The organism is Winogradskyella sp., assembly GCF_016744625.1.
GTDB lineage: Bacteria > Bacteroidota > Bacteroidia > Flavobacteriales > Flavobacteriaceae > Winogradskyella.
Map to the genome: position 1 here is coordinate 1 of NZ_JADGDZ010000067.1, position 18,900 is coordinate 18,900.

The 18,900-nt window shown below is 32.0% G+C and carries 17 protein-coding genes; 12 read left to right on the plus strand and 5 right to left on the minus strand.

What is annotated here, in order from left to right:
* The 5 genes from QZZ53_RS12675 to QZZ53_RS12695 form a co-directional block, all read right to left on the minus strand.
* A partial coding sequence (locus QZZ53_RS12675) for a family 20 glycosylhydrolase (RefSeq protein WP_296385236.1) occupies positions 1 to 1,875 on the minus strand: 1,875 nt, incomplete at its 3' end.
* 20 nt (positions 1,876 to 1,895) lie between these two features.
* A complete protein-coding gene (locus tag QZZ53_RS12680) occupies positions 1,896 to 2,321 on the minus strand; it encodes a hypothetical protein (RefSeq protein WP_296385238.1) in 426 nt (141 codons plus the stop codon).
* A gap of 6 nt (positions 2,322 to 2,327) precedes the next feature.
* Positions 2,328 to 4,259: a glucosamine-6-phosphate deaminase gene (gene nagB / locus QZZ53_RS12685; protein ID WP_296385240.1), complete on the minus strand. Its 1,932-nt coding sequence runs from the start codon at positions 4,257 to 4,259 to the stop codon at positions 2,328 to 2,330.
* Positions 4,260 to 4,368: 109 nt separating this feature from the next.
* Positions 4,369 to 5,979 carry a SusD/RagB family nutrient-binding outer membrane lipoprotein gene (locus QZZ53_RS12690; RefSeq protein WP_296385242.1) on the minus strand — a complete coding sequence of 537 codons (1,611 nt, stop codon included), beginning with the start codon at positions 5,977 to 5,979 and terminating at the stop codon, positions 4,369 to 4,371.
* 13 nt (positions 5,980 to 5,992) lie between these two features.
* On the minus strand, positions 5,993 to 9,031 hold the full coding sequence (locus tag QZZ53_RS12695) for a TonB-dependent receptor (protein ID WP_296385245.1): 3,039 nt from the start codon (positions 9,029 to 9,031) through the stop codon (positions 5,993 to 5,995).
* A 283-nt stretch (positions 9,032 to 9,314) separates the two neighbouring features.
* Here QZZ53_RS12695 and QZZ53_RS12700 point away from each other — a divergent pair, with 283 nt between their 5' ends.
* The 12 genes from QZZ53_RS12700 to QZZ53_RS12755 form a co-directional block, all read left to right on the plus strand.
* Positions 9,315 to 10,289 (plus strand): histidine kinase, encoded by a 975-nt coding sequence (locus QZZ53_RS12700; protein WP_296385246.1) that lies wholly within the window; start codon positions 9,315 to 9,317, stop codon positions 10,287 to 10,289.
* A complete protein-coding gene (locus tag QZZ53_RS12705; protein WP_296385248.1) occupies positions 10,289 to 11,002 on the plus strand; it encodes a LytTR family DNA-binding domain-containing protein in 714 nt (237 codons plus the stop codon). Before QZZ53_RS12700 ends, QZZ53_RS12705 begins: the two co-directional genes overlap by 1 nt.
* A gap of 19 nt (positions 11,003 to 11,021) precedes the next feature.
* A complete protein-coding gene (locus QZZ53_RS12710; RefSeq protein ID WP_296385250.1) occupies positions 11,022 to 12,344 on the plus strand; it encodes a sugar MFS transporter in 1,323 nt (440 codons plus the stop codon).
* 13 nt (positions 12,345 to 12,357) lie between these two features.
* Positions 12,358 to 13,443, plus strand: a complete 1,086-nt coding sequence (locus tag QZZ53_RS12715) for a heparan-alpha-glucosaminide N-acetyltransferase domain-containing protein (protein ID WP_296385252.1) — start codon at positions 12,358 to 12,360, stop codon at positions 13,441 to 13,443.
* Positions 13,444 to 13,579: 136 nt separating this feature from the next.
* A complete protein-coding gene (locus QZZ53_RS12720) occupies positions 13,580 to 14,125 on the plus strand; it encodes a TetR/AcrR family transcriptional regulator (protein WP_296385253.1) in 546 nt (181 codons plus the stop codon).
* A 60-nt stretch (positions 14,126 to 14,185) separates the two neighbouring features.
* Complete coding sequence (locus tag QZZ53_RS12725) at positions 14,186 to 14,599, plus strand: nuclear transport factor 2 family protein (RefSeq protein WP_296385255.1); 414 nt, start codon at positions 14,186 to 14,188, stop codon at positions 14,597 to 14,599.
* Between the two features lie 121 nt (positions 14,600 to 14,720).
* The gene (locus tag QZZ53_RS12730) at positions 14,721 to 15,704 is read left to right on the plus strand and encodes an alpha/beta hydrolase (protein ID WP_296385257.1); all 984 of its coding nucleotides are present in this window, start codon (positions 14,721 to 14,723) and stop codon (positions 15,702 to 15,704) included.
* Positions 15,705 to 15,815: 111 nt separating this feature from the next.
* Positions 15,816 to 16,238, plus strand: a complete 423-nt coding sequence (locus QZZ53_RS12735) for a hypothetical protein (RefSeq protein ID WP_296385259.1) — start codon at positions 15,816 to 15,818, stop codon at positions 16,236 to 16,238.
* A gap of 76 nt (positions 16,239 to 16,314) precedes the next feature.
* The gene (locus tag QZZ53_RS12740; protein WP_296385261.1) at positions 16,315 to 17,178 is read left to right on the plus strand and encodes a PHB depolymerase family esterase; all 864 of its coding nucleotides are present in this window, start codon (positions 16,315 to 16,317) and stop codon (positions 17,176 to 17,178) included.
* Positions 17,179 to 17,183: 5 nt separating this feature from the next.
* Positions 17,184 to 18,062: an alpha/beta hydrolase gene (locus tag QZZ53_RS12745; RefSeq protein ID WP_296385263.1), complete on the plus strand. Its 879-nt coding sequence runs from the start codon at positions 17,184 to 17,186 to the stop codon at positions 18,060 to 18,062.
* 99 nt (positions 18,063 to 18,161) lie between these two features.
* Positions 18,162 to 18,581, plus strand: coding sequence for a hypothetical protein (locus QZZ53_RS12750; RefSeq protein WP_296385265.1), 420 nt, complete (start codon positions 18,162 to 18,164; stop codon positions 18,579 to 18,581).
* A gap of 5 nt (positions 18,582 to 18,586) precedes the next feature.
* A partial coding sequence (locus QZZ53_RS12755) for a RidA family protein (RefSeq protein WP_296385267.1) occupies positions 18,587 to 18,900 on the plus strand: 314 nt, incomplete at its 3' end.

An 18,900-nucleotide genomic window follows, 5' to 3' on the forward strand; every position in this document is an offset into this window, starting at 1 on the left:
AGATAAATTTCTAGACAATGGCTCTAGAGGTGCTATATTTGGATTTTTATTAATTGAAATAAAGTCCTCATGGTTCTCAATCCAAAGTGTTAAGAAATTATTTATCGCGTATAAATTCTCTTTGCTCTCATCGCTAATATATAATGAAACAGCCTTGCTAAATTCAATTGCATCTTCTGCATCTGCACTACAAGCATCTGCAAACAAAGTAAAAGGGGAAAAAGTTTTATATTCTGTACCTCCTTTATTTCTTGAATAAATTTTCAATGGTTCACAAATCTTAGATAACACATCTAAAGATTTTATCGCTTCATTTTTACTAATCTTTCTTAAGATAACGGCTTTGTTTCTAATATGATTAATACCCAATTCTTCGAGTTGATAGTTTATAATTTTCAACCTTTTTTGCATACTACTTAAATCATTTATAGTTTTTGGCGACCAAAACCGTTCAGCAATGGCAGCCGTTCTTGGCCAGATCCTAGAATCTATTGTTAATGGTGTAACCAACTCACTCCACATTGTCGCTTCTGCTCCTAATATTCTTTTACGTTCATCTTTAGTAAGTACTGCATCACCAATAGGATCTACTAAATAATGATGTTCTACGGACAACATTCTGTCTATATAATAGCCTGCAGATAATACTGCCTGATATCCTTTTTGAGCTGCCTCAATTAAGGTGCTTTGTTTTAGACCTTCGTGCTCTCCTCTCCAAGAATGAATCACAGCCGTAGTTGGTATCGAAGGTGTTAAAATCTCATCCCAACCCATTAGTTTTTTGCCAAGCTTATTTAATATCTTTTCAAGTCTGATATTAAAATACGTTTGAAGATCATGATTGGTTTTTAATTTGTGCTGCCTTTTAAATTTTTGAATTTCTTTGTTTTCATTCCAATGTTTACCCTCATTTTCATCTCCTCCAATATGAAAATACTCATCAGGAAATAATGGTGCAATTTCTGAAAATAGATTATCCAGAAATTCATACGTACTCTCTTTTGCAGGATTAAGAGTTGGATCGAAAACACCTGCATAACGCTCAATGAAGTAATCGTAATCATCCTTGCTTCCATATTCTGGATAAGCCGTTAAAATTGCAGATGCATGACCAGGCACATCTATTTCTGGAATAACTCGAATACCTAAGTTAGATGCATAAGCAACGACATCTTTTATTTGTGCTTGCGTATAATACAATCCATCAGAAGCTAATTCTTGTAGCTTAGGATATACGTTAGATTCAATTCTAAAACCTTGATCATCTGTTAAATGCCAGTGAAACACATTTAGTTTAACAGAAGCCATTGCATCTAAGTTCCGTTTTATTACATCTATTGGCTGAAAGTGCCTAGCAACATCAATCATTAATCCTCTCCAGACAAAACGTGGTTCATCATTAATAGTTGCACCTTGAAAGAAAAAAATATCTTTATTATGACTAACCAATTGTAATAAAGTTTCTAAGCCTCTTAAAGCTCCTACATCAGATAATGCATTTAGAGTAATTTTGTTTTCATTTACAATTAATACATACGATTCATCATCATTTGTTGATAGATTAGAAGTAGTACTAAAACTAATTTCAATTGAAGCAGTTTTATCTTTTAAAGGAAAACCATTATCTATAAATACACCTGTTCTATTTGCTAATCGTCTTAAAAAATTAATAGCAGCATTACGAACTCTAGGTTGAATTTCTTCGCCCTTAATCGAGATCGTAACGTTGCTATCAATTAAAAACTTAGCAGAATTACTTTTTATTTCTTTTGGCCAAGGCATAAGATTGTATTCCCTTAATACATTATCTTGAGACCATGTATTTTGGTTAATAAAACAACAAAATACTATTAATAGAATTAGTCTTTTTTTCATTTCAATAATTAATGTTAATTCTATTTAATTCTAATATACTTTTCAATTATTTCTCTTTTCATGCCTGCAGCTTTCACTTCTTCAATTCCCGTTTGGGTTAATGTATCTCCTCTTATTATTGCAGTAAAAGGAAATTTATGACCTCTTATTAATTCTACTGAAGTGAAATTTAAGATTTCAACATATTTATTGTCTTGGTATGTATAAATTCCTCCGCCACTATAGAAATTTTCAGAATTTCCATAATCTTGATTAATAAATGCAAAATGAGAAGCATTTATAACTTTAATAAAATCAGTATTTGAAAGCTCTTTTATTTGAATTGAATCCCCTTGTTTAGTTTCTGCATAAATCATTTTCCAAGTCCCTTCAATAGTGTTATCAGCTTTATTATTACATGAGACACATGTAATTAAAACAATTATTACAAGATATATTTGTCTCATAAAATTCTAGAAATGATAACGTTTAAAAGCTTCAATTGCTGCATAATCCGCAAGTCCTAAATCATTATATTTTTTAGCCGTCAATCTATTTCTATCTTCAACTCTAACCCAAAATTCTCTTGAGTCACCTCCTTGAAACATCACTCCATCTTTTTGAGATTGGTGATAAAAAATAGCATGTCTCTTTCTCAATACTTGATCAGGACTCATTGGCACAGCCATTTCTATTTCATACGACTCCCACTCATGCCAAGCACCACGATATAACCAAACCCAACAATCATCCATATAAGATTTAACTTTTAAATCATCTAGAGCCATAAATAAAGCATCTAAACACACTTTATGTGTACCATGTGGATCAGCCAAATCTCCAGCTGCATAAATTTGATGTGGTTTTATATCATCAATAAAATTATGCATAATACCAATATCGGCCTGTGAAAGATTTCCTTTTTTTATAGTTCCAGTTTCATAAAATGGTAAGTTTAAGAAATGAACTCTATCATCTGGAAGACCTAAGTATCTAGTTGCTGCTAACGATTCACTCTTACGGATAGAACCTTTTAATTTTCTAACGTTTAGAGAATCTATAGCATCATTTCCTTTTTTGTTTTTTATGAAATCTATTATATCATTAATCTCTTTAGAGTCTGAATTAATTTCTTTAGATATTTCAGCAAATTTAAGTGCTTCTTCATCTGAAACGGCAATATTACCAGAAGTTTGATAAGCTATATGAACTTCATGTCCTTGTTCTACGAGTCTATCAAATGTTCCTCCCATTGATATAACATCATCATCAGGATGCGGACTAAAGATTATAACTCTCTTTTTTGCAGGATTTGCGCGTTCTGGCCTATTAGAATCATCTGCATTAGGTTTTCCACCTGGCCAACCAGTAATAGTATGTTGAAGCTTATTAAACATTTTTATGTTTAGGTCATAAGCAGTGCCTTCTTCAGTGAGAAGGCCAGACATACCATAATTATTGTACTCTTTATCAGTTAATTTTAAAATAGATTTATCTAAAAGTTCTGAAAGCCAAACAACAGCTTTTAGTTTTAAAGACTCATCCCAAACACATGCAGTAACTAACCATGGTGTTTTAATGCGAGTTAACTCGGAAGCTGCACCATCATCTAAAACAAAGCTTGTGTTATTGTGATTCTGTAAATATGTTGCAGGAACTTCTGAGACTATGTCTCCCTCAATAGTCTGTTTTAAAATTTCGGCCTTATTTGCTCCCCAACCTAAAAGTACTATACGCTTAGCACCTAGTACAGTACCAATTCCCATTGTAATTGCTTTTCTTGGCACATTGTCTATTCCTAAAAAAGAAGGAGAAGCATCTTCACGAGTAATATGATCTAATATTATACTTCGAGTACCAGAATTGTAATGCGATCCAGGTTCATTGAAACCAATATGTCCCGTTCTACCTATTCCGAGTAGTTGAAAATCTAATCCTCCGACTGCCTTAATTCTCATCTCGTAATCAATGCAGTATTGATGTATGTTATCTGAGCTAATTGTTCCGTTAGGAATATTAATGTTTTCGGGCAATATATCTACATGATTAAATAAATGCTCATGCATAAAATAAAAGTAACTTTGTATGTTACTTTTTTCCATTGGATAATATTCATCTAGATTAAAAGTGATAACGTTTGCAAAGCTTAGCCCATCTTCATTATGCATTCTAACGAGTTCTTCATATACCTTTATTGGCGAAGAACCAGTAGCTAAACCTAAAACACAGGGTTTACTTAAAGCTTCTTTTTCACGAATTAAAGCAGCAATCTCTTGAGCAACTAATACTGAAGCTTCTAATGAAGAATTAAAAATAACATTATGAATTTTCTCAAAACGTGTGTCTTCAAATTTACCTGCTTTATTAAAAGCTATACTATTATAATCTCTATTTTTTACTTTCATTATGGAATAACTTTTCTCTTAATTTCTGATAAATAAGCGGGAAAATAATTTTCCCGCCGATTTAATTAACTAGCTCAAAAAAATATGTAAAAAATCAATATTTAATTTATTAAAAATTTGGTCCACCTGTGTCCCACCATAATCTTGTACCAGCGTTATCTGCTCCACCTAATTGGGTTACAGCACCAGCAACACCGTTTGGATTTGTTGATAGCTCACTATCTACAAATGGTATTCTTCTTATTTGAATATCTGTATCTACAACACCACCACTTTGGTTGCTTACTACAGGAAATATTTTTGGATATCCTGTACGTCTAAATTCACTCCATGCTTCTTGTCCTTCTGGAAACATTGCAATCCATTTTTGTGTAATAATTCGCTCAAGATTTTCTTCATTAGTTCCACCAGCATTCCATGCAACAGTAATATTACTTAAAGCAGCAACGCTATTTGAAGCATTTACAGGATCTACATAATCTGCAGGTGTAGAAGTGTTATCAGCCATATAAGCTCCAGCTCCGGCTGCACCATGCTGCTCGAATGAAGTTGAAATTCCCAATTCGTAATTAGCTTGTGCATTTCCTGCTCCTGTCCATCCTCTTAAAGCTGCTTCAGCTTTTAAAAAATAAACTTCAGCAGTTGCCATTAATTGTACTCTAGACGTATGTATATCATCATTAATTACAGCAAAATTAATATAATCAGCTTTTTGATCTAACTCACCTGCATAACCAGGTAAAAGTGGTAATCCTCCTCTAACACCTCTAAGTTCTCCAGGAACAATAGGTGTAGGGTCTGGATCATTTGGATTTACTTCTTGGAAAAAAGCATCAGCTCTAGAATCATCATAACCTATTAAAATAGATTCCATAGAAGCGTTCATCCTAATATCTCCCCAAGAATTATCAATAACTGACAATGGGTGATCTAAAGAACTATTTACAAAAAAGCCATCTGCATTTGTTTCCATTAATCCTAAAGATTGAGATAGTGCCTTTTCGCCTTCAGTCTTTGCTTTTGTAGGATTTACTTTTGAAATTCTAATCGCTAATCGTAATCGTAATGAATTGGCTAATTTCACCCAATTAGTATAGTTACCACCATAAGATAAATCAAACTCTGTAAATCTTCCATTATCTATATCAGCCATAAGGGTTGCAACTGCAACATCTAAATCTGCAAAAAACGCATTGTATGCCTCTTCTTGTGAATCATAAACACCTGCATTAGCTAAATCTCCAAAACTAGTATAAACAATAGGTCCAAAAACATCTGCTACACGATGCATTCCCTCTACTTTTAATATTAAAGCCACTGCATTTAATGTTGGAAAATCTGTTTCAGTTAAGTCACGTATTTGCTTTGCATTATCCAATACGAAATCGTAAGGGACTGACCAAATAAAATTATTCCAACCACTTACTAAACTGTAAGTTGTATTATTTGCTCCTGAGACAAACGGTCTTGGGTTAGTAAGGTAACCAGAATATACATCAGCATTTAAATTCTGCTGTAACTGGTATGACCAAGCTGGTGAATACTGATAGATACTTTCGAATATAGGTTGGTATAAAGACCCTACATGCTGAAAATCTACCTCCAACTGCTCTTGTGTAATATTTCTATCGTTCTCATTGAATTGTTCTATATCGCTACATGATGTAGTCGCTAAGCCCAATGCAAGAAAGCATGCTACTATTTTACTTATATTTTTCATTTCTTTAATTTTTTTAGAATGTTAAATTAACGTTGAGTCCAATACTTCTAGATGAAGGAAGCCCTAAAACATCCACTCCTTGTAGAGAATTACCTGTACTTAAAGATACGTTAGGATCGTGTGGTGCGTCTTTATAGAAGAAAAACAAGTTGTTTCCAACTAAAGAGGCTTTAATTCTATTGAAGAATGAATTCTCCCCAAGATTAAAATTATATCCTAAAACAAATTCTGCCAACCTAACGTTAGTAGCACTATAAATATACTCTCCTGTAAAGCCATTTCTACCTCCAGCAGAACTATAATATTGTTGTGCAGTTAATGTAAATGGCGTACCATTTTGGTCAACAACATTAACGTTACCGTTAGATGTTTCTCTAGCCGAGTTATTACTTGTTCCTTCAACAATAGCTTCAGTCATACTCATCGTTTCACCTCCGAATTTTCCATCGATTAAGAAATCTACCGTAAAGTTTTTATATGTAAATGAATTGTTCCAACCTAGTGTGAAATCTGGATTTGCATTACCAACTTTAGTTAATCCATCTACAGTATTATCGTCATTTTGTTGTATTGTGTAAACTGGATTGTTAGGGTCTGTATTATCTACATCAATAATAGGTAGACCATTTGCATCTCTTCTAACGACTTGTGCATAAATATCACCAAATGAACCTCCTTCAACAAGATACGATCCAAAAGTGTTTACACCTTTACCAGAAAGCGTAAAGAATTCTGGCTCAATTAAACCTTCTAATACTTCACCATTATAAATTTTCTCGATTTTATTTTTGTTAGATGCAAAGTTGACTCTTGACGTCCATGCAAAATCATCATTTCGAATAGGGATAGCATAAATAGATGCTTCAATACCTGTATTTGAAATTTCACCGGAATTTAATCTCGCAGAAGGTGCACCAATTACTGCAACTGATGTAGCAAATTCATAGTATTGATCTACTGTTTTAGTATTATAATAACCTATATCAATACCATATCTATTGTCACTGAACTTCCATTCTGTCCCAATTTCAAATGATTTTTGTCTTTCTGGTTTTGGTGTTGAACCGGGAAATGGTGCAACTTGAGTAACTAATGGTGAACCATCAAACTGTATTTGTCTATTTGGGTTAATTTGATCTGCACCAAAACCACTTCCTACTTCAGCATAAGATGCTCTTAATTTAGCAAAGGATATACTTTCTGGTAATTCAAATAATTCACTTATAATACCTGTTACACCAACTGATGGGTAAAAGAATGAATTGTTTTCTGGTGGTAATGTAGAAGACCAGTCGTTTCTTGCCGTTAAATCAACAAATATTTTATCGTTAAATCCAAATGTTGTACTTGCAAATATAGAATTTACACGAGTCTCTAATGAGTTCTGTCTAATATTTGTAGTTGCCCCACCGTTAAAGTTTTGAAATGAAAACACATTTGCGAATTGTAAATCGCCATTAGTACCAGAATCACCAGTAAGAGATTCTGTAGTGGTACGAGTTGTACTTGCACCAACAATAGCATTAACCGTAATACCTTCATTAATTTGTGTATTAATAGTTGCAATAAGGTCTCCATAATACTGTGTATAATCATTCTCAAAAACTATATAACGACCATTTGATGGCGCAAGTGTGGCTTCAGTAGTAGCGTATATCTTTCTTTCAAAATTTAATAATGATTTATCATAAGTCCCTCTAGTTTGAAGAGATAACCAATCATTAACTTTAAAATCTAAACTTAAAGATGTTACTAATTTTTTGTTACTATCCTCTGAAGCATTTCGATTAATAATCCAATATGGATTTTGTTCAACATCACTTGTACCTCTAAACCATCTTTGAGCCATAATATTTCTTGCAGGATCTAAGACCTCAAAATTAGAATAGTCAGATAATTGTTCAGTGTCGGACGCAAAAGCATAAGCTCCAACTAGTGGGTTAAAATATAAACCAGAAATTGGTCTGTTTTTTATGCTTTGAGTAGATGACATAACACTTGCATTCAATCTCAATTTATTATCAAATAGTTGTGCAGTTTCTCTTATATTAATAGTATGCTGTTTTAAACTATTTGTTGGTAATACACCACTAGCAAAAGTATTACTATAAGAAAAATACGTTTGTGCATTTTCAGTTCCACCAGATATAGATAACGAGTTAATGTTTGTAACACCACTACCTAAAAAGTCATCAATATTATTTTGTGTTTCATCATTAAAGTCCATGGCATAAGCAGCACTATCTACAGTTAAGTTTGAAGATACATCAACCTTAAATTGTCCTGAACGTCCTTTTTTAGTAGTAATTAAAATTACACCATTTAAACCTGCACTACCATATAAAGCAGAAGCAGAAGCTCCTTTTAATACAGTTAATGATTCAATATCATCAGGGTTTATTAAAGATAAAGCGTCACCACCATCTCTATTACCACCATTAATATCACCAAAAGTATCTCCTGGCTGACTAGAAGATGGGTTTGATAAAGGCACACCATCTACAACATATAAAGGTTGGTTATTACCGATAGATGAGTTCCCTCTTAAAGTTACCTTCACAGATCCACCAGCACCAGATGCACTACGGTTAATAGATAAACCAGCAACCTTTCCAGACAAACTACTAACTGGATTAGTTTGTTTTGCTTTACTTAACTCATCAGCATCAATATCTTGAGCTGAGTAGGTTAAAGACTTTCGGCTTTTCTTAATACCAAGAGCGGTTACTACTACCTCACTTAACGCTGTAGCATCTTCTTCTAATTGCACATTAATTGTACTAGAATCTCCAATAGTAATTTCAACAGTTGTCATTCCTATATAAGAGAACGATATTATATCACCAACTGAAGCTGTTAATGAATAATTACCATCAAAGTCTGTTTGGGTACCATTTGTAGTTCCTTTTACCAATACACTTGCTCCAGGAATTGGAAAGCCATCGGTTTTAGAGGTTACTGTTCCCTTTATCTCTTTCTCTTGCGCATAAGTTAATTGCGTAACGCATAGAAATAAAGAAAATAAGAATAATACTCTTAAATTTTGTTTCATAATTGGGTTATTTAGTCAGTTTATTTGAGGCCAAAGTATCTAAACATAATTTTATTTGGAAAAAAAATATATGAACGACATCATTTTAACCACAGACAACAAACAGTCACGCATTAGTGGTTTTTGTCTAATAAACAATTTGCTGTTTTATTGTTAATTGTTTATTATATTGTTAAAATTGCTAAATATTATTAGCGTTTTACTAACTAAATCCTTTATTATTTCATTTTTAAATAAGAAAATAAAAAACACTATTCCTCTTAAATACCACATTCTATTTTGGTTGGGATACTTTGTTTTTAATGTTATTAGATGGGGAAGTTACTTTGAAGACTATTGGTATTCCTTTAAATCTAATCTAATAGAGTTCCCTATACATATCATTTTTGTCTACATAAATGTTTATTACTTAATTCCAAAATTTATATTAAAACGAAAGTACTGGTCTTATATAGGTTCTTTAATGGGTATGTTGGTTTTAGTCTATTTAATTAGGACAGGATTAAACTACCTTTTAGTTACTAAAGAGATTTGGCCTGAGGCTGAAAGCCCAGGGAGGTTTTTAGAGTTAAATCACATTATTGCCGTAGTTTTAGGGGAGTTGTATGTTATTGGTTTTGTGTCTGCAATTAAATTGGTCATAGATTGGTCTGTAGAGAAAAGAAGAAATGAAGATTTAGCAAAACTCCAAATGAGTACAGAATTAAAGTATTTACGAACTCAAATCCAGCCTCATTTCTTTTTTAATACACTAAACAACCTATATGCATTAACATTAAGTAAATCCGGTAATGCTCCTCAATTAGTAATCAAATTGTCTGATATGATGCAATATATATTGTATGAAGTAGATAGTTCTAAGGCTAGTTTGTTAAAAGAAATATCACACATAAACAACTTTATAGATATAGAATGCCTGAGGTTTGAGGATAGAATAGAATCTCAATTAGATATCACAGGAGATATTGAAGATGTGCAAGTTCCTCCATTATTACTTCTATCTTTTGTAGAGAACTGCTTTAAACATGGCCTAAAGGAAAATGATAAAATTAAAATAGTAATGAATTTTGAGGTCGTAGATAGAAACTATTTAGAGTTTACTCTAACTAATAATTTTAACCCTAATTTAGCTAAAAGTAATGGCATTGGAAACACCAATGCAAAAAGAAGACTAAAGCTTTTGTTTTCAAATGATTTTAAAATGGAGTCAAAAGTGATCGGTGATACCTACAGTTTATTTTTAAAAATCCCTATTTAATGAAAATTAAATGTATCATAATTGATGACGAACACCTCGCAATAGAAGTGATAGAGAATCATTTAAAGAATTTCGATCATGTTGAAATCGTCGCTTCCTTTGATAATCCTTTGAAGGCATACCCTCTTTTAGAACAAGAGAAAATTGATGTCATCTTTCTAGATATCAATATGCCTCAAATGACTGGTTTTTCTTTTATTGAAAACCTAAGTAGCAGACCAATAATTGTTATTACTACAGCCTATAGAGAATATGCGGTAAAAAGTTTTGAATTAAGTGTATTAGACTATTTGGTAAAGCCAATTCCCTTTAATAGATTTTTAAAAACCATGAATAAGGTTTATCAGCAAGTCTATATGAATAATGCAGGTGGAGATGCTAATTTACAGCAAGAACCACATATTTTTTTAAAAGTAAATAAGAAGCTGATTAAAATAAATCTGAATGATATTCTTTTTATAGAGAGTTTAAAGGATTACATAAAAGTGATTACAACAATTGGAGACTACGTTGTGCATAAATCATTAACGGCTATTACAGAAGAATTACCTCAATCTAGCTTTATAAGAATACATCGTTCTTATACAATCTCTATTAATAAAATTATTGCTTTAGAAGGTAATACAATTGAAATTTCGAATAAAAAAATTCCAATTGGCAGAAACTATCTTAAAAAAACAAAGGAGCGTATTTTTAATACTAATGATAACTAACGAATAAATTCAACCAAAAATGAAAGAAATTAATACAAAACCAAAAAACAACGCAATAATTCCAATAGCAATTATTGCGGGTTTGTTCTTTGTCTTTGGGTTTGTCACATGGATTAATGGTGCTTTAATACCATTTATGAAAACCATTAACGAATTAACAGATGCACAATCTTATTTAGTAGCATCCGCATCTTATATTTCATTTGTTGTTATGGCGTTGCCAGCATCTTATATTATAAATAAAATAGGGTTTAGAAAAGGGATGTCTTTGGGCTTAATTATTATGGCATTAGGCGCACTAATATTTATTCCTGCAGCAGGCGCAAGAACATATTGGGTGTTTTTAGCTGGTATTTTTATTCAAGGAGCTGGAATGACATTATTGCAAACCGCATCTAACCCATACATAACTATATTAGGGCCTATAGAAAGTGCTGCCAAACGTATAGCTATAATGGGAATTGCAAATAAAGTAGCTGGTGGTCTTGGCTCTGTTATTTTTGGTGCAATTTTATTGTCTGGTATCGACGGAATGAAGGATAAGCTAAGTACTGTTGATGCAACCGAGAAAGCAAATATATTAAACACCATGGCAGATAGTGTGGTAACCCCTTACATTATTATGGCTATTGTTTTATTTATATTGGGTGTTTTAATAAGAAAAGCACCCTTACCACATGTAGAAGCAGAACCAATAGTAGCTTCAAAAGACGGTGAAAAATCTAAAACAAGTATTTTTCAATTCCCTCATTTGTGGTTAGGCGTCTTAGCATTATTTCTATACGTAGGTGTTGAGGTCATTGCGGGAGATACAATCATATCTTATGGTATTGCTTTAGATATTCCTGTTGATAGAGCTAAATTTTTCACCTTATTTACTTTAATGGCAATGGTTGCCACTTATGCTTTAGGTGTGTTTTTAATTCCAAAATATGTAAGTCAAGCTTTTGCTCTAAAAGCAAGTGCGGTTTTAGGTATAATACTTTCATTTTGTATTGTGTTTACTAGTGGTTTTACTTCAGTCCTTTTTGTAGCAGCATTAGGTATTGCTAATGCTTTAGTTTGGCCAGCAATTTGGCCTTTGGCATTAACAGGATTGGGGAAATTTACAAAAACTGCATCTGCATTATTAATTATGGCAATTTCTGGAGGAGCAATTCTTCCTCCACTTTATGGAGCTTTAGTAGATAATAAAAAAGAGCAACTTCTTGCAAGTGGTATAGAAGAAGTTCCTGCTATGGCTGAAGCTGCGTCTTATGGATATTGGATTTTACTGCCTTGTTATATAATCATTCTATATTATGCTTTTTCAGGACATAAGGTTGGATTGAAAAAGAACTAAGTAGGTTTTCTATATGTGTGCCAGAATAGAATCTGTAGATGTTTTAAGGGGTTTTACCATTGTAGCAATGATATTGGTAAATACACCAGGCACATGGAGTCATGTTTATGCTCCTTTACGTCATGCTGAATGGCATGGGCTGACACCTACAGATTTAATATTTCCTTTCTTTTTATTCATCGTTGGTATCTCAATTTACTTTGCCTATAAAAATAAAACCAATACAAAATCTACCTATAAAAAAATTATAATTAGAACCCTAAAACTTATAGGTTTAGGGTTATTTCTGAATTTATTTTCACCCTACTTTCCGTTCTTCAATGACTTTGAAACACTAAGAATTCCTGGTGTTCTTCAACGAATAGGACTTGTGTTTTTATTTTCGTCTGTATTATATCTTAATTTTAATTGGAACGTTTTATTGGGAATTATGATATTAATGCTATTTGGTTATTGGTTGTGGCTCGGTTTTATTCCATTTCAAGATGGACAATTGCCAACTTTTGATAGGGCATCAAATAACTGGGCCAATTCTATAGATTTAAAGATACTCGGAAAACATATGTGGCAAGCGGATTATGATCCAGAAGGTTTAATAAGTACGTTGCCTTCAATTGCATCTTGTATTTCAGGAATCTTAATTGGAAAACTTTTAGATAGGCTTACTCACATTAAATATATATTTATTGCCGCAATTGGTTTTCTTATTTCTGGTTATGTTATGAGTATCTGGTTTCCTATTAATAAGGCTATTTGGAGCAGTAGTTTTGTGCTTATTACGGATGGTTGGGCTACGTTGATACTTGGTATTATTTATTATTTTAAAGACGTTAAACAAATTAAATTTGGTTCCATTTTTAAATATGTAGGGATGAATGCTATTACCCTTTATTTCTTGTCTAGTTTTATTTCTAAATCAATGTATCTTATAAAAATTGGGAATGAAAGTAATGTGCATTTGTACTTGTATGACACATTATTTGTGCAATCTTTTCTTGCAGAAAGTCTATCCTCTTTCTTATATGCTTTAGTTGTTGTACTGTTCTATTTAGGATTAGGATATATCCTTTATAAAAAGAAAATTTTTATTAAAGTTTAATAAGTACTGTCTAGACGTATAAAATTTGAATAGCAATCTAAAAAATAACGCTATTAAATAATTACATTTTGTTAAATAAATGTTAACTTCATACAGACCTGTCTGTTTTTAATAAAATATATTATATGTTTGTACCATGAAAAAACAAAGTGTTAAAGAACGGATAGTAGAAACGGCATCAGACTTGTTTTATAACAATGGATACAATCAAACAGGTATTAACCAAATCATTGCAGAAGCTTCTGTTGCTAAAGCGAGTATGTACCAACATTTTAGGTCAAAAGAAGATATAGCTGTAGCCTATTTAAAACAACGCCATATTAATTGGATGGGAAGTTTAACCGAATTTGTTTCAAATGAAAAAAACAATAATGAGAAACTCATAAAGAGTTTTGATTTTTTACAAACTTGGCTAAGTGGAGTAAATTATAGAGGTTGTGGTTTTCAGAACATCATTTGTGATCTTCCTAAAGAGCAACAAAAAATTAAAGACCAGGTTGTTTTGCATAAAAATGACGTGAAAAAATTGATACATAGCTTATTAGAAGATAAAAACAATCAAGAAGAATTAGGCAATGAGTTATTAGTGCTAATAGAGGGAGCAATCATTCTTTCCCAAATACAAAAGAGTGACTGGCCAATTATAGCTGCAAAGAATGCTGCAATTAAGTTATTATCATAATAGGTAATAATAATTTTTTAAACAAACAAAAACAGACCTGTCTGTATAAAAATAAATAAAATGACACAAAAATTAATACCTCCTTTCACAAAGGAAACAGCAAAAGTAAAAGTCCAGTTAGCAGAAGATGCTTGGAATAGTAAAAATCCAGAAAAAGTATCTATGGCCTACGCTTTAGATTCACAATGGAGAAATAGAGATCAATTCTTTACAGGTAGAAAAGCAATAGCTGAATTTCTATCTAACAAATGGAATAAAGAACTGCATTACAAACTAAAAAAACACTTATGGTCATTTACTGAGAATAGAATCTCTGTTCGATTTGAATACGAATGGCAAGACTCAGAAACTGAGCAATGGAAACGGACTCATGGTAACGAACATTGGGAATTTGACTCAGAAGGATTAATGAAAATAAGAGACATGAGCGCTAATGATATCAATATTGACGAAAATAAAAGAAAATTTAAATAACCTTAAAAACCAACAAAAATGAAAACAACAAACAATTCAAAAAGTTCCTTTTGGAATAGTAAAAGAAGACATAGATAAGATTGTCTTATCCAAACAATTAAATAATTTAAAACAAAATATTATGAAAACTCAATTTTTAAAATCAGTACTTGGTATTGCAGCAATAGCTGTATTATCTCTAGGATTATTCTCTTTTGAAACACCTAACAAAATTACATCAACAACGAAAACAGTGAAAGAATATCCAACACTTCACAAGACGGTTAAGATTAATGATTTAAACATTTTTTATCGAGAAGCAGGGGATGTAAATAAACCAACAATTCTCTTATTACATGGTTATCCAACATCATCACATATGTTTCGTAATTTAATAACAGACTTGTCTGTTCGGTATCATGTGTTAGCTCCTGATTATCCTGGTTTTGGTAGAAGTGATCAACCAAAAATGAAGGATTTTGACTATACATTCGACAATATGGCTAACATCGTAGATGACTTTCTTGAAAAATTAAAAGTGAAAAAGTATAGTATTTATTTAATGGATTATGGTGCTCCAATAGGATTTAGAATTGCATCTAAATACCCTGAAAGAGTTGAGTCACTTATCATACAAAATGGTAATGCGTATGATGAAGGTTTAAAAGATTTCTGGATACCGATTAAAAAATACTGGAATGACTATACCGTAGAAAATGGTAAGGCATTAGAAGGATTTCATTCACCAGCAGGACTAAAATGGCAATATACTCATGGTGTACAAGACACTTTAAAAATTAGCCCAGACAATTGGAACATAGATCTACAACACTTAACAAGAAAGGAAAATAATGAGATTCAATTAGCTATGTTCTATAGCTACAGAACTAACGTGCCTTTATACCCAGAATGGCAACAGTACTTTAGAGATTACCAACCACCAACATTAATTGTTTGGGGAAAGAATGATTACATCTTTCCGGCTGATGGTGCATACCCTTACAAAAAAGATTTAAAGAATCTAGAATTTCACTTATTGGACACAGGACATTTTGCTCTTGAAGAAAAAGGAGATGAAATCGCCAACTATATTTTTAAATTCTTAAAGAAAAACAATATTAAATAAATAGTGTGATTAGTTGTTTTTATGCCGGTTTGAGTGACAAACAATTAAGATTAATAGCAATACTCAAGCTGGTAATCACACTAAAAAAAATCACATATAAAACAAGAAAAAATGAAAACAATAAATTGGAAAAATGCAATCATTGCAGGAATTATAGGAACGATACTTTTTGATCTCGTCGGATTATTATTTACAGGAAAATGGTGGGATATCCCAGGAATATTGGGAGCAAAAACAGGATTAGGTTTAGCGTATGGAGTTATAGGTCATTATAGCAATGGTATTTTATTATCAATTCTATTTGCAGGTATAGCACCATCACTTTGGGGACCAAAATGGGCAAGAGCAATCACATTTGTTATTGGAGAAACGATAGCACTAGTATGGTTGTTTATGTTACCATTATTAGGCGCAGGAATTGCAGGAATAGATATGGATCCAATGATGCCTATTATAACATTAGTTCGTCATTTAGCTTACGCAATCCCTTTAATCTTTTTAATTCAATATGATATTAAAAATGTAAAGGTATAATTGGCATTTTTGCCAATCAGCTGGCGTGTTAAATTCTAGAATTAGAATAACAAATAAAACTTTAAATACATACAAAATGAAAACATTATTTAATTGCATAATTTTTATATGCTTTAGTATATTTAGTTATGGACAAACCCAAGGAATTAAAATTGATGGAGATATGCGTCAATTTACAATGTATGTACCTAAAACCATCAATAAAGAAAAGCCAGTAGCTTTAGTATTAAACTTTCATGGTTCTGGCATGACTGCTTTAGAACACATGTTTTATTCTGAAATGAATACAACAGCAGATACTAATAATTTCATATTGGTTTACCCTCAGGGAAAAGATAATGACTGGAATGTTGGTTTTGGAATGGACTATGACAAAGGACCTAAAGATGTTGAATTTATTGGTCAACTAATAAAAAAAATACAGAAACATTATAAGATAGATCCTAGTGCTATTTTTGCAACAGGACTCTCACGTGGGGGATTTTTCACCCATCGCCTAGCTACTGAAATGCCTGACGTATTTGCTGCCATTGCGGCTGTTGGCGCACCATTACCTATTCAAGTGAAGGAAAGACATACTTCTAAAACAAAAGTTGCCCTTTTATTAGCACATGGTGATGTTGATGAACATGTAAAATATAAAGGAAAAGAAACAAAATATCTTTCTGTAGATGAAACTATTATCTATTGGAGAACTCATAATGATAGTAATTCAGAAAAGGTTACAAAAAATATAAATCCAATTGAAGATGAGACTTCTGTAAGTATTACAACATATAGCGGAGACAAAGATGTTGTATTAGTTAAAATTGTAAATGGAGGTCACACTTGGCCAGGAGCAAATGATTTTAATATTGGCTTCCCTCTAGGTAAAACAACACATGATATATTGTTTAATGAAGTTATGTGGAAATTCTTCATGTCTAATAATAAACAGTAATTATTATGAACACACAGAACCATCTACTTGATACAAAAAAGATCTATTTAAATAAATTTGATATCAATTTACGCTATGCCGAGTTGGGTGACATAAAAAGACCACCTATTATACTATTGCATGGAGTTCCTGAAAATTTGAATGCATGGTATGCCGTTGCACCACAGCTTTCAAAAAACAACAGAGTTTTAGCATTAGATTGGCCAGGATTTGGAGGAAGCGATTCTTTAACAAATAATAAGGATTATAACCCCATCAACTTTGCTTTGGCTGTCGTTGAATTTATGGATGTTCTAAAAATTAAGAACGCGATTATTGTAGCAACAGACATTGCATTGTTACCTGCCTTTTTTATTGGTTTAGAATATCCCGAACGTGTTTCAAAATTGGTAGTAATGGATGGTATTCCTTTTAAAAGACCACAATATGCTTCATGGGAACTCAATAGTTTTACAAAAAAAAAATCCCTTCGAGCAAAATTTATGATAAAATGGTTTCCAAGAATTTCAGCCAAAATAGGATACCATAAAGGCTTTTATAAAAAGCATTCCATACCTGCTGATGTACTAAAAGAATTTTTATCCGATGGTAAAAATAAAACAACTCAAAACGCATTCTCATCTTATTTCCAAAATTTTCATAAGGGTCAGGACTATTTTGAAAAAAAAGCACATTTATTAGAGACACCTGTTTTAGTGGTCTGGGGAAAATACGATAGATTCATCAACATAAAATTAGCTTACGAAATTGTAGAAAAATTGCCCAATGCCCAATTAGAAATAATCGACAAAGCTGGACATTATGTGCATATGGATAAGCCTCAGGAGTTGGTTAAGACAGTAACTAAATTTATTTCTCAAAATAAAGTACTAGAATTAGTTTAAATCGCTGCAGAATATGGAACAGCATATTAAGTGTTTATGAATGGCAATTGAAATAGAATCAATTGACATAACAACAAATTAAATTTAATAATACAAAAAATGAAAACAGAAACTAATACAAACAATTTTGATGTACAAAGTATTGGCATCGATTTAAAACCAAACTTTATTTACGATTTTATATCTAAACCAGAAAACTTACCACTTTGGACCAATGCATTTTCTAATATCAAAGAAAATAGTGCAGTTATGGAAACACCAATGGGAAAAATTGAAATAGGACTAGAAACAATAACCTCTGAAACCTCTAGAACTGTTGATTGGATAATGACAATGCCTGACGGAAGTATTGGAAAAGCTTTTTCAAGAGTTTCTGAAAATGGAGCACATGCAATTTATTCATTTGTATTATTAGCACCACCTGTTCCTTTAGAGCAAATTGAAGGTGCTTTATCTGCGCAAAAACTAGTATTAGCAGAAGAGCTTAAAAAATTGAAAAATCTATTAGAAACTAGTTAAAAAAGATGAATCTAATAGATAATCTTACGAAACATAAATTAGAACTTCCTGAATTATCAGTTCCAAGAGGTTCTTATGTTTCTGTAAACACAAGAGGAAATATTGCATATGTTGCTATTCAGTTTCCTATAAAAAATGAAGTGTATCTCTATCAAGGAAAATTAGGTAATGTACTAAATACTCAAGATGGTTATAAAGCAATGGAGCTTTGTGCTTTAAATGTAATTGCACAAATACATGCTAAAGTTGGATTTGAAAACGTAATTGGATTAAATCATATAGATGCATATTATCAATCTTCTAAAAATTGGGATGACGC

What these genes read in the sequence shown, in the direction of transcription:
- QZZ53_RS12680 (WP_296385238.1), bottom strand. Translation starts at nt 2,321, where the DNA reads ATGAGACAAATATATCTTGTAATAATTGTTTTAATTACATGTGTCTCA.
- nagB (WP_296385240.1), bottom strand. Translation starts at nt 4,259, where the DNA reads ATGAAAGTAAAAAATAGAGATTATAATAGTATAGCTTTTAATAAAGCA.
- QZZ53_RS12690 (WP_296385242.1), bottom strand. Translation starts at nt 5,979, where the DNA reads ATGAAAAATATAAGTAAAATAGTAGCATGCTTTCTTGCATTGGGCTTA.
- QZZ53_RS12695 (WP_296385245.1), bottom strand. Translation starts at nt 9,031, where the DNA reads ATGAAACAAAATTTAAGAGTATTATTCTTATTTTCTTTATTTCTATGC.
- QZZ53_RS12705 (WP_296385248.1), top strand. Translation starts at nt 10,289, where the DNA reads ATGAAAATTAAATGTATCATAATTGATGACGAACACCTCGCAATAGAA.
- QZZ53_RS12710 (WP_296385250.1), top strand. Translation starts at nt 11,022, where the DNA reads ATGAAAGAAATTAATACAAAACCAAAAAACAACGCAATAATTCCAATA.
- QZZ53_RS12715 (WP_296385252.1), top strand. Translation starts at nt 12,358, where the DNA reads ATGTGTGCCAGAATAGAATCTGTAGATGTTTTAAGGGGTTTTACCATT.
- QZZ53_RS12720 (WP_296385253.1), top strand. Translation starts at nt 13,580, where the DNA reads ATGAAAAAACAAAGTGTTAAAGAACGGATAGTAGAAACGGCATCAGAC.
- QZZ53_RS12725 (WP_296385255.1), top strand. Translation starts at nt 14,186, where the DNA reads ATGACACAAAAATTAATACCTCCTTTCACAAAGGAAACAGCAAAAGTA.
- QZZ53_RS12730 (WP_296385257.1), top strand. Translation starts at nt 14,721, where the DNA reads ATGAAAACTCAATTTTTAAAATCAGTACTTGGTATTGCAGCAATAGCT.
- QZZ53_RS12735 (WP_296385259.1), top strand. Translation starts at nt 15,816, where the DNA reads ATGAAAACAATAAATTGGAAAAATGCAATCATTGCAGGAATTATAGGA.
- QZZ53_RS12740 (WP_296385261.1), top strand. Translation starts at nt 16,315, where the DNA reads ATGAAAACATTATTTAATTGCATAATTTTTATATGCTTTAGTATATTT.
- QZZ53_RS12745 (WP_296385263.1), top strand. Translation starts at nt 17,184, where the DNA reads ATGAACACACAGAACCATCTACTTGATACAAAAAAGATCTATTTAAAT.
- QZZ53_RS12750 (WP_296385265.1), top strand. Translation starts at nt 18,162, where the DNA reads ATGAAAACAGAAACTAATACAAACAATTTTGATGTACAAAGTATTGGC.